This is a genomic window from Burkholderia sp. Z1 (genome assembly GCF_014893795.1).
Classification (GTDB): domain Bacteria; phylum Pseudomonadota; class Gammaproteobacteria; order Burkholderiales; family Burkholderiaceae; genus Burkholderia; species Burkholderia theae.
Map to the genome: position 1 here is coordinate 3,427,169 of NZ_JACFYL010000002.1, position 11,863 is coordinate 3,439,031.

Below are 11,863 nucleotides of genomic sequence, written 5' to 3' on the forward strand. Positions count from 1 at the left end.
GAACCGGCGCGTTACCGGCCCTTCATGCGGTAACGCGCCTGTCGTGCACTCAGAAGCGAATGGTGACGGATTTCGGTTCCGTATAAGCGTCGATGAACGACGAGCCGTATTCGCGGCCGATGCCGGAACCCTTCGCGCCGCCGAACGGTACGGCCGGGTCGACCAGCGTATGCATGTTCACCCAGACGGTGCCGGCCTCGATGCGCGGCACATAGCGCAGCGCCTTCGCGAGATCGTTGGTCCACAGGCTCGCGGTCAGCCCGAAGGGCGTGTCGTTCATCATCGCGATCAACTCTTCGTTGTCGTCGAACGGCACGAATGCGCCGACCGGGCCGAAGATCTCCTTGCGGTACGAATCCGATTGCAGCGACTTCGGCAGAACGATCGTCGGCTTCACGTAAAAGCCGTCGCGCGCATAAGCGCCGCCGCCCGTGACGATGGTGTCGCCGTCCGCCCGGGCCCGGTCGAACGCATCGATGCACTTGCGGAACTGCGGTTCGTTGCACACCGGGCCGATCGTGCCCGCGTCGTCCATCGGGTCGGACGGCTGGAAGGCATCCAGCCGCGCCTTCAGTTTCTCGACCACCTCGTCGAACTGCGAACGGTGCACGAAGAAGCGCTCCGCCGACGCGCACACCTGCCCGCTGTGCAGGAACCCGGCCTCGATCACGCCATCCAGGATCTTCTCGACCGGCGTATCCGGCAAAAAGCCGGCGGCGTTCTTGCCGCCCAGTTCGAGCGTGAAGCGCGTGAAGTTCGCGTTGACGGCTTCCTCGCCGATGATGCGGCCGGTCGGCACCGAGCCCGTGAACGAGACCTTCGCCACGCGCGGATCGCGGATGACCTGTGCGCCGACCTTGCCCGCGCCGTTGATGACGTTCAGCGTCCCCGGCGGCAACCCGGCTTCGGTGCCCAGTTCGGCGATGCGCAGCATCGTGAGCGGCGTGAACTCCGACGACTTGATCAGCACCGTATTGCCGGTCGCGAGCGCCGCGCCGAATTTCCACACGGGAATCATCACCGGGAAATTCCACGGGATGATGCCGAACACCACGCCCAGCGGCTCGCGCAGCGTAAACGACGTGTACCGCTCGCCATTCATGCTCGGAAACGACGGCGCGAGCGTTTCGCCCGCGATCTTGGTGGCCCAGCCCGCGTAATAACGCAGCCAGCGGGCCGACCAGCTCACTTCGATCGCCCGCGACAGTCCGATCAGCTTGCCCGACTGCGCGGTTTCGATCTGCGCGATTTCCTCGCCGTGCGCGTCGATCAGATCCGCGAACCGCAGCAGGATGCGCTCGCGATCGGCCGGCGTCGCCTGCGCCCACTCGCCGCGAAACGCGCGATGCGACGACACGATCGCAGCCTCGATCTCGTCGTCGGTTGCCTGCGCGACCGAACCGATCACCGCGCGCGTGGCCGGGTTGCGTACGTCGATCCGTTCGCCGCCGCTGCCGGCCACGGCCCGGCCGTCGATGTAGTGACCGTGCTCGCGCGCGAGAAACCGTTTGACCTCGTCCAGCATCTGTACCAATGCCATTTGCCTGCCTCCAGAAATTCCGGAAATCGATGTGAATGAAATGCCCGATCAGGCCGCGCTGGTGATCAGGTCCGACGCCTTTTCGGCGAGCGCGATGGTCGGCGCGTTCGTGTTGCCGCTCGGGATGCTGGGCATCGTCGAGCTATCGGCCACGCGCAGCCCCGCGATGCCGTGCACGCGCAGGTGCGGATCGACGACGGACGACGCCGCGTCCATGCCCATCCGGCACGTGCCCACCGGGTGATAGACCGTCTTCGCCGCGCCGCGCACCCAGTCCTCGATGCCCGCTTCGTCGTCGGGCGGGCAATCCGGCGAGAAGATCTCGTCGACGTGTGCCGCGAGCGCCGGCTGGCGCAGGATCTTCAGCGCGAGCTTCGCCGCGCGAATCTGGCCGTCGACGTCCCGGCGATCGGCCAGGTAACGGCCGTCGATGCGCGGCAGGTCGTCCGGGTTCGACGAACGGATCGTCACGCGCCCGCGCGAATGCGGCTGCAGATGGCCCGTCTTGATCGTGATGCCGTGCGTCCGGCCCTGCGTCACGCCGATCGGATCGTCGAACGAATCGATGATCGGCAGGAAGTGGAACTGGACGTCCGGCTGCCCCTGCCCGCAGGTATCGACGAACGCGAACCCTTCGAGCACCGGCGAAGTCAGCACGCCCGAGCGGAACAACTTCCATTCGATGCCGTGCTTGAGCACACGCCATCCCTTGTCCTGACCGTACAGCGACACCGGCGTGCGGATCGTCGCGTTCACCGACATGTGCAGGTGGTCATGGAAATTCTCGCCCACCGGCAGCTCATGGCGTACCTGGACGCCCGCGCCTTCGAGCACGTTGCGCGGCCCGATGCCGGACAGTTGCAGGATCTTCGGCGAACCGATCGCGCCGGCCGTCACGATGATTTCCGCACGCGCATGCGCCGTCACGCGCCGGTTGCCCTGGCGATAGGTGACGCCCGTTGCGCGGCCGCCTGCGATCTCGACGCGCTCGACCAGCGCGTCGACCTCGAGGCAAAGTTCGGCGCGGTTCCGGACCGACTTCAGGTACGTCGCGGCGGTGGAACCGCGCTCGCCGTTGAAGATCGTCGCCTGATAGAACCCGACGCCCTCCTGGCGCTCGCCGTTGTAGTCGACCAGGTAATCGAGCCCCATCTGCTGGCCGGCCCGCACGAACGCCTGCGAAAGCGGATGCCGGTAGCGGATCTCGGTGACTTGCAGATGCCCGTGGTTGCCGTGATAAGGCGCCGTCAGCGACTCGTTGTTCTCCGCCTTCGCGAAATAGCGCAGCATGTCGTCGGCGCCCCAGCCCTTGCAGCCGAATTCGTTCTCCCAACGGTCGTAGTCGTTGCGGTGCCCGCGCACGTAGAGCATCCCGTTGACCGAACTCGAGCCGCCGAGCACGCGCCCCTGCGGCACCGCGATCGACCGGCCCTTCACGTCGTCCGACGGCTCGGCGGCATACGGCCAGGTATGGCGCGGAATGGCCTTGGCGATCCCGCCCGGCATGTGGATGAACAGGTCCTTGTCGTGCCCGCCCGCTTCCAGCAGCAGGACGGTGCCCTTGCGGCGCTCGACGAGGTGGGTCGCGATGGTGCAGCCCGCGGACCCGGCGCCAATGACGATGTAGTCGAAAGTTCTATCGGACATCCTGGTATGCGCCCGCCGTCGTCCGCACGACGTTCGCCGGCGCGTGCCGCCGCCGTGTATGTCGCGTGGCCTTCGGCGGAGTCTCCTTGAAAATCGATGGTTGTTCTTGATGGCGCGAGCCAGCCGGTGCGGTGGGTCGTGCCGCGGCGGGCATCGCGGTGGCGAAAGCCCGATGCGAGCGGACGATTTGTCGACCGCGTTCCGATTCTAGAAGCGCGTCACCGGCGCACCTCGGCGTTGCGTGCACACTTTTGGCCTCAGCGTGCAGAACGGCGCGGCGACCGTACCGGCTTCATTCATTTGCATTACCCTTGGTGCGTTCCCGGCACCTTCCCTCTCCCGGCCATGGCACATGAACTCGTCGTCAGCGCCACCCACGGCAGCCCGAACCTGCGCGAGCTCGTCGCAGACAGTTTCCTGCCGCTGGTTTTTCACGATACCGGCCCGCTTTTCCAGATGTCGGTGCGTGTCGCATCGGTCGGTGGGCTGCGCATGGCGGAGGTGGACACGACGGCCATCCGGGTGGACCGCGATCGCGCGCTGGCCGCGCGCACGGAAAGCGACTGCTACAAGATCCTGTTCCAGATCGCCGGGCAAAGCCGCATCACGCAGCGCAACACGACGTCGACCGTGAATCCGGGGGAATGGGTGATCTACGACGCGACCCAGCCGTACCGGATCGAATCCGCGAACGCGTCCCGCTTCGTCGCCGCGCTGACGCCGCCGCGCAGCAGCACGATGTGGCGGTGGTTCGTGGAGCGCGCGGGCGTCCAGGTTCGCCAGACCGTCGGCAATGCGCGGCTGGCGCTGCAATCCATCCACTTTCTGATGGACGGGCAGGTGCCGAACGATCCGGAAAGCCTGTTCGGCTTCGAGCAGTCGACGCTGATGCTGCTCGATTCGGTGATTCGCCGCGAAGCCGGCGATTCGCTGACCGGCGCCGACGCGCGCAGCGCGGCCCTGCGCATGAACGCCGAAATCCATCTCGCGCATCACTACCACGACCCCGACCTGTCGCCGGACCGGCTGGCGAGCGCGTTGAACGTATCGCGACGCACGCTTTACAGCGCGCTCGCCGCGACCGACCAGACGCCGCAGAGCCTGATCCAGGAATACCGGCTGCAGGCGAGCCGGCGCGCGCTGGAGGATCCGGCGGATACCAACCGGAATCTGCTGGAGCTGGCAATCGCGTGCGGCTTCTCGGACATCACGCATTTCGGGCGCGCGTTCAAGGCGCGGTTCGGATGCAGCCCCGGCGCTTACCGGCTCGCGCATCGAACGATTTCGGGTTCCTGACTTGAGGCGCTGTTTCCGGCGGCGCCCCGTCCCGCTATCGGCCTGCCGGAAATAATCGATGCGCTGCAACAGCGGTCGATGCATGCACCGGGAATAAATCCGGCCCGGCACCGGTATATCGGGGGTCGCCACGCCGTCCGCCGCCGGACGTGCGGGCGCGCGACGCCCACCCGAAACCGCGAGACCGCTCATGTCACAGCCCAATCACGCCGCCTACGCACGCTTCGCGATCGCCATGCACTGGTCGATCGCGATCCTGATCCTGTCGAACCTGTCGATCGGGCTCTACATGGATTCGTTTCCGCATAACTCGCCGCAGTTCAACGGCATCCTGTTCTATCACGCGTCGATCGGCAGCCTGATCTTCATGCTGACCGTGCCGCGCCTCGTATGGCGCGCGACGCACACGCCGGCGCCACTGCCGGACAGCGTGCCGACCTGGCAGGCGCGGATCGCCGGCGCGCTGCACGGCGTGCTGTACCTGCTGCTGTTCCTCGTGCCGCTGACGGGCTACGTGCACCGCCTCGCCGGCGCGCATCCGGTCAGTTTCTTCGGCATCGCGAATCTGCCGGTGCTCGTCGGTCGCGACGAGCCGTTGCGACTGCTGACCGATGCGCTGCATCGCGCACTGGTGCTGACGCTCGGCTTGCTGCTGGTCATGCACGTCGCGGCCGCGCTGAAACACAAGTTCGTCGATCGCGACGGGGTGGCCGCGCGGATGGGCATTTGAGCGGGCACGCCGGCATCCGGCCGGCGGCCGCCCCGCGGCGCGCGTCGCGTTGCGTCAGTCGTCGCCCTTCTCGAGCACGTTCTGCGTGAGCGCGACCGACGGGATCGTCGGCTTGAGCGACCCACGGCGCGCGCGGCCGCTCACCCACTTCCAGCCGATCACGAGCAGCAGCACGACCAGCGGGATCGACGCGATCGTCCACGTGCCGTTCGGGTAGTCGAATGCCATCAGCACCAGCACACCGAGCAGGAACAGCAGCGTGAGCCACGACGTCACGGGTGCACCCGGCATCTTGAACGACACGTCGTCCACCTCGCCGCGCCGGACCGCCGCGCGGAACTTCATCTGGCAGACGACGATGAAGCCCCACGTGCTGATGATGCCGAGCGACGCGATGTTCAGCACGATCTCGAACACGCTCGACGGCACGAGATAGTTGAGCAGCACGCCGATCACGTAGATCGCGACCGTCACGAGAATGCCCGCGTACGGCACGGATTGCGCGCTCATCCGTGCGAGGAACGCGGGGGCCGAGCCGCCCATCGACAGCGAGCGCAGCACGCGCCCGGTCGAATACAGGCCCGAGTTGAGGCTCGACAGCGCCGCCGTCAGCACCACCAGGTTCATCACCGAGCCGATGCCCGGCACGCCGAGCGCGCCGAAGAACGTGACGAACGGGCTCTGGCCCGCCTTGTATGCACTCCACGGCAGCAGGCAGACCAGCAGGACGACCGACGCGACGTAGAAGATGGCGATACGCCAGATCACGTTGTTGATCGCGCGCGGCAGCACCTTGCGCGCGTCCTTGCATTCGCCGGCGGCCGTACCGACCAGCTCGACGCCCGCGAACGCGAACACCACGCCCTGTACCAGCACCAGCGCCGGCATCAATCCGTGCGGGAAGAACCCGCCGTTGTCGGTGATCAGGTGCATGCCCGTGTCATGACCGGCCACATGGCCGCCGGTGCCCAGGATCACGGAGCCGATCACGAGAAACAGCACGATCGCGGCGACCTTGATCAGCGCGAACCAGAATTCCATCTCGGCGAACCACTTCACGCCGATCAGGTTCATCGTCGCGACGATGCAGAGCGCCACCAGCGCGAAGATCCACTGCGGCACGCCGGAAAACGGCGCCCAGTAATGCATGTAGAGCGCGACCGCGGTGATGTCGACGATGCCGGTCATCGCCCAGTTCAGGAAATACATCCACCCGGCGACGAACGACGCCTTCTCGCCGAGAAACTCGCGCGCGTACGACACGAAGCTGCCGCTGCTCGGGCGATGCATCACGAGTTCGCCGAGCGCGCGCAGGATCAGGAAGGAGAACAGGCCGCACACCAGGTAGACGATCGCGAGCGACGGCCCGGCGGCCTGCAGGCGAGCGCCCGCGCCGAGGAACAGACCGGTGCCGATCGCGCCGCCGATCGCGATCATCTGCACCTGTCGATTGCCGAGGGTCTTGTGATAACCGGCCTCGTGGGATTCGAGCCAGCTCCGCTTGCTGATTTCGCCGCTCGGCGTGGGTTCGGGAATCGATGCCATGGCTGCATCCTCTCGTGCTTGCGTGATTTCGTTCGGACCGTACCGCGATCCGGGCCCGGCGGCGCCCACGGCCGCACGATGCCCCATCACGCCGCGCATCGAGGCCGCTGCACGCCGGACATCGCGCGCGGCACCGTCAACCGCAAACGTATGCAGCCTTAATTCCACTCACAAACGCTATGCAAATTTCGACTTTCCCTGCCCCGAATCGCGCATGCGCCCCGGGCGGAAAGCATTTTGAAATACGTCAGGATTTCGAAAGATTCGACGCGATCCGCCGGATTCGGGAGCGCGCGTGCGTCGCCCGGCGCGGCACGTGCCGCCACGCCGGTGTCGAGCCTGCCCTCAAGCCGCCTTCGGCAACGCCGTTTGCGCCGCCCCGATCACATCCGCCGCGACACGCCGGCCTTTCGCGATCATCGGCCGCTCGACGCAGCGATACAGCAGCTCCGTCGCCCCGGCGACGAGCAGCACCATCAACAGCGTGTACTGCGGCCACAGCCGCGCGGTAATGGCAATCTCGTGAGCGCGCGTGTACCGGAACATCAGTTCGTTGGTCAGAAAGAACATCGGCAAATGCACGAGGTACAGCGAGTAGGAGCGCCGGCCGATGCAGTCGAACGCCCATTGCAGCGGCTGCGGAAACGACACGACGCCGCCTTCGCATGCGGCCATGAACACGAGCGCGGCCGACAGCATGCAGACGACCGGCACCGCGACGACGTTGTCGAAGCCGATCGCGGTGATCGAGCCCAGCACCAGCGCGAGCACGAGCACGACGGCGCCGCCGAGATAACCGTTGCCGCGGGCGCTCACGCGTATCGCGGCGAACCAGGGCCGGGTGGTCGCCAGATACAGCAGGCAACCGTACAGCATGCCGTCGCAGCGCGTCTGCGTATAGAAGAACACCTTGAGCGGATCGGCAAGCAGGTACGGGCGAATCGCCACCGAAACGACGAGCAGCGTGAGCGCAAGCCACAGCGCCCGCTGCCGCGTGGAGCGCGTCAGCATCAGAAACAGCGGGAACACGAGATAGAACTGCTCCTCGACCGACAGGCTCCAGTACTGCGCGAGCGGCACGCCCGGCGCGATCTTGTGATCGGGCAGCCAGAAGTTGAACGTGTACGTGAAAATCGACAGCGCCGCCTGCAGGTTGTAAGTGGTGCCGGCGAAATAGCCGCCCGCGTTCAGACATGCCCCGCAGGCGACCACGATCAGGATCACGCACCAGGCAACCGGCAGGATCCGGAACGCGCGGCGCACATAGAACGCCTTGACATGCGCCGCGAGCGCGCCCGGATCGGCGCGCAGCGCATCGAATTCGCTCACGATCGTGCGCGAGATGATGTAGCCGGAAATCACGAAGAACAGGTCGACGCCGGCCCACGCGTTGCTCAGCAGATCCAGCGGGGTCGCGGGCCCGGCGAACTGCATCGTGAACGTCCACGGATAGAACACCTGGCGCCAGTGCACGTAGCAAGTCAGGAGCACGGCGATTGCCCGCAGGCGATCCAGCTCCAGGTTGCGCGGCGTCCGCTGCACGATGTGCGCGAGCGCCGGATGGTCCGGCAATGCCTTCATGATTTCCTCCGTCCGGATAGGGCGGCGCCGGCGCAGCGCATGCGATCCGGCACGCCGGGCCACGTGATTACAGCTTGGTGCCGCCGTCTACCTGGACGATGTCGCCCGTGATCCAGCGTGCGCCGTCCGACGCCAGGAACGCGATGACGTCGGCGATGTCTTCCGGCTGCGCCACCCGCTGCAGCGCCTGGAGCTTGAAGACCTGTTCGCGGCCCGCGTCGCTGCGCACGAACGCCGACATGTCGGTATCGACGACGCCGGGCGCGACGCCGTTCACGCGAATGTCGCGGCTGCCGAGCGCCTGCGCGAAGTGCTTGACGAGCGTGTCGATCGCGCCTTTCGTCGCCGCGTACGCGGAGATCTCGCCCACCGGCGAACGCGCACCGAGCGACGACAGCAGGACGATGCTGGCGCCCTCGCCCATCAACGGCAGCAACTGCTGGGTCAGGAAGTACGGCGCGCGCACGTTGACCGCGAACAGCCGGTCGAAATCGTCGAGCGACATGTCGTCGATCGACGCGTTCATCGCGATGCCCGCGTTCGCGACCAGAATATCGAGGCGGCCGTCGAGGGCCTCGCGCGTCGCGGCGGCCAGCGCATGCGGGCCGTCCGCCGTGCCGAGATCGGCCGCGAGCGCATCGGCGCGCCCGCCTGCGGCCCGGATTTCGGCCACCACGGCCTCCGCTTCCGCCGCCGCGGTCGAGTAATGCACGAGCACGTATGCGTTCTGGCGCGCGAGTGCGAGCGCCGTCGCGCGTCCGATGCCCCGCGACGCACCCGTGACCAGCGCGGTTTTGTTGCCCAGATGTGATTTCATCCGCGATTTCTCCAGCAATGAATGGGAAAGAGGCCGCGCAGCGTGCCGATGCGTGCGATGAGCGGCCTGAAACCGCCGGGGCAGCCCCGGCGTGGAACGTTCGACGCTGCCGGCTCAGCAGACCGCGACCGCAGCCATCGCACCGCTTGCGCGTGCCTCGGCGAGGAGCTGATTCGCGGCAAGCTGCGCGACGGTCAATACGGAGGGCTGAATGTTGACCGCGGGCACTTCGGGAATCACCGAAGCGTCCACGACGCGCAGGTTCTGGATGCCCCACACGCGGAACCGTGCATCGACCACGCTCGTGGCGGGATCGCGGCCCGCCGCGCAGCTGCCGACGAAATGCAGGCCGGGCGCGGCGTTCTGCCGGATGAACGCGAGCTTGTCCGCACGCGTCGCGAGCGGCGCACTCGACTGCAATCCGCCGTTGTACGGCGCCAGCGCGCGCGCCGCGCCGAGCGCCAGCGTGCGGTCGAGTGCCGCGATCATCGTGTCGCGGTCGATCGCCTCGGCCAGGTAGTTCGGATCGAGCGCCAGCGGCTGACGCGGGTCCGCGCTGACGAGCCGGGCCGTTCCCCGGCTGCGCGGCTTCGCGAGGAACGGAATCAGCGTGTAGCCTTCGCCCGCGGCAAGCGGGCCGCCGAACGGATACTGCATGCCGGCCACCTGGATGGTCGGCGCGCTGACCGCCGTGCCGCCGTAATACGCCATCGTCGACACGCCGTTCGACACCTGCGGTGCAATCGCCATGCGGGCCTTGTACGTGACGCTCAACAGCAAGTGATCGTGGAAGTTGCGGCCGACGGCGGGCATGTCCTGCCGCACCTGGATACCGAGCGGCGCCAGTTGATCGAGCGGCCCGAGGCCGGACAGCATCAGCAGTTGCGGCGACACGGCGGTGCCGGCCGACACGATCGTCTCGCGGGTCGCGTGGATCGTGAGCGCGGACGATCCGAGCCGCACCTCGACGCCGCGGCAGGCCGTCCCCTGCAGGACCAGCTTCGAGACCACGGCGTTCGACAGGACCGTCAGGTTCGGCCGGGCCAGCGCGGGCGCCAGGAATGCCTGTGCCGGCCCGGAACGGTGCCCGTCGGCGGTGGCGTTGACTTCGGTCACGCCGGTGCCGTCGAGCCGCCGGCCGGCGTTCAGCTCGATCTGCCCGAGGCCCGTCGACACGCCGGCCGCGAGATAGGCCGCGGTCAGCGGATGCGCGTCGGCATAACGGCCGACCGTGACGTGGCCGGTGGCACCGCCGCAGGTGCGCGACGCCTGCGTCATCTGCAGGTACGCGCGACTCAGTTCGGCCGGATTCCATTCCGGACCGACCAGTTGTTGCCACGCGCGATGATCGCGCGGATCGCCGCGCAGCCAGATCATCGCGTTGATGCTGCCCGAACCGCCCCAGGTCTTCCCGGCCGGCGACGCTTGCTGGCGGCCGTCGAGCTGCCCCTGCGGCACGCTCGTGCGCGCCCAGTCGGTATCGCTGCCGAGATTGCGCAACCAGTCGGCGACGAGTGCGACCTTCGACTGGCCGAGCTGGTTGCTGCCCGCCTCGATCAGCAGGACCGATGCGCCCGACGCGGACAACCGGTCGGCCAGCAGGCATCCGGCCGACCCGGCGCCGACGATGACATAGTCGTAACTGTCGCGCAATTTCCCGGTCTGGCTCGCTTCGGCCGCATCGATGAAATGGCTGAACTCGCCGATCCCGGCAGCCCCCGCGCCCAGCGCGGCCAGTTTCCCCAGAAACGCCCGGCGGCCCCCGGGCCTGCCGGGGTTCGAATCGTTCAGTTGCGGATGCTGCGGATGGTGCTCGGCCTCGTGACTCATGGTCGTCCCGGCAATTGGAATTGGAGAAGGAAGTGGAATGAACGGGCGACGCGACCGCGCCGCCCGATGGACAACCGATCAGGTGCGCGTGATCGACACGCCGCCTTCGACGAGCAGCGCCGTACCCGTCACAAAGCTCGACAGGTCGGACGCGAGGTACAGCGCCGACTTCGCGATCTCTTCCGGATTGGCCATCCGCTTCAGCGCGTGAATGCTCTCGACGAACGCCTTCTGCTCCGGCGTGCTGGCCGCTTCGCGACCCATCTCGGTGTCGGTCCCGCCCGGCATCAGCACGTTGACGCGCAGGCCCGACGGGCCATACTCGGCAGCGAGCGTCTTGGTCAGGCCGACCAGCCCGGCCTTGCTCGCGGCGTACGCCGCCATGCCCGGAAAGCCGACCGTGTGACCGACGAACGACGACGTGAAGATCAGCGAACCGCGCTTGCGCGCGAGCAGCGCCGGAATCTGATACTTCGCGCCGAGGAACGCGCTCGTCAGGTTGGTTTCGAGCGTGTCGCGCCAGCCGTCCAGCGTGATGTCGGTGACGCTGCCGAGCGCGCCCATCGTCGCGGCATTGTTGAACGCGACGTCGAGCCCGCCGAACTTGCCGACGGCCAGTTCAACGGCTTCCTTCGCGCAACGCTCGTCCTTCACGTCGCCTGCCAGTGCAATCGCCTTGCCGCCGAATCCGGCGATCTCGTCGACCAGTGCGTTGAGCTGCGCCGCACGGCGCGCCACCAGGACGACGCTCGCGCCTTCTTTCGCGAACAGCTTCGCCGCCTCGCGGCCGATACCCGAGCTGGCGCCCGTCACGATTGCGGTCTTGTCAGCGAGAAGAGTCATTTTCTTTACCTTGATTAGCATTGCGTATTAACAG

General features: G+C 67.1%; 9 protein-coding genes. 2 read left to right on the top strand and 7 right to left on the bottom strand.

The features are described from left to right. Window positions 1-49: 49 nt before the first annotated feature. Together H3H55_RS32245 and H3H55_RS32250 are read right to left on the bottom strand one after the other, a co-directional pair. On the bottom strand, window positions 50-1,540 hold the full coding sequence (locus H3H55_RS32245; RefSeq protein WP_193101976.1) for an aldehyde dehydrogenase family protein: 1,491 nt from the start codon (window positions 1,538-1,540) through the stop codon (window positions 50-52). A 48-nt stretch (window positions 1,541-1,588) separates the two neighbouring features. Then, complete coding sequence (locus H3H55_RS32250; protein WP_193101978.1) at window positions 1,589-3,187, bottom strand: GMC family oxidoreductase; 1,599 nt, start codon at window positions 3,185-3,187, stop codon at window positions 1,589-1,591. A gap of 345 nt (window positions 3,188-3,532) precedes the next feature. Here H3H55_RS32250 and H3H55_RS32255 point away from each other — a divergent pair, with 345 nt between their 5' ends. Beyond that, window positions 3,533-4,483, top strand: a complete 951-nt coding sequence (locus H3H55_RS32255; protein WP_193101980.1) for a helix-turn-helix domain-containing protein — start codon at window positions 3,533-3,535, stop codon at window positions 4,481-4,483. 190 nt (window positions 4,484-4,673) lie between these two features. Beyond that, window positions 4,674-5,213: a cytochrome b gene (locus H3H55_RS32260; protein ID WP_193101982.1), complete on the top strand. Its 540-nt coding sequence runs from the start codon at window positions 4,674-4,676 to the stop codon at window positions 5,211-5,213. Between the two features lie 54 nt (window positions 5,214-5,267). Here H3H55_RS32260 and ansP read toward each other — a convergent pair whose 3' ends face one another. The 5 genes from ansP to H3H55_RS32285 all read right to left on the bottom strand — a co-directional run bounded on the left by ansP (window position 5,268) and on the right by H3H55_RS32285 (window position 11,829). Then, window positions 5,268-6,758 carry an L-asparagine permease gene (gene ansP, locus H3H55_RS32265; protein WP_129516141.1) on the bottom strand — a complete coding sequence of 497 codons (1,491 nt, stop codon included), beginning with the start codon at window positions 6,756-6,758 and terminating at the stop codon, window positions 5,268-5,270. Window positions 6,759-7,103: 345 nt separating this feature from the next. Continuing rightward, complete coding sequence (locus tag H3H55_RS32270; protein ID WP_193101984.1) at window positions 7,104-8,339, bottom strand: acyltransferase family protein; 1,236 nt, start codon at window positions 8,337-8,339, stop codon at window positions 7,104-7,106. A gap of 67 nt (window positions 8,340-8,406) precedes the next feature. Beyond that, complete coding sequence (locus tag H3H55_RS32275) at window positions 8,407-9,156, bottom strand: SDR family NAD(P)-dependent oxidoreductase (protein WP_193101986.1); 750 nt, start codon at window positions 9,154-9,156, stop codon at window positions 8,407-8,409. 114 nt (window positions 9,157-9,270) lie between these two features. After that, window positions 9,271-10,986 (bottom strand): GMC family oxidoreductase, encoded by a 1,716-nt coding sequence (locus tag H3H55_RS32280; protein WP_193101988.1) that lies wholly within the window; start codon window positions 10,984-10,986, stop codon window positions 9,271-9,273. Window positions 10,987-11,064: 78 nt separating this feature from the next. Next, a complete protein-coding gene (locus tag H3H55_RS32285) occupies window positions 11,065-11,829 on the bottom strand; it encodes an SDR family oxidoreductase (RefSeq protein ID WP_048250630.1) in 765 nt (254 codons plus the stop codon). Between the last annotated feature and the right edge of the window lie 34 nt (window positions 11,830-11,863).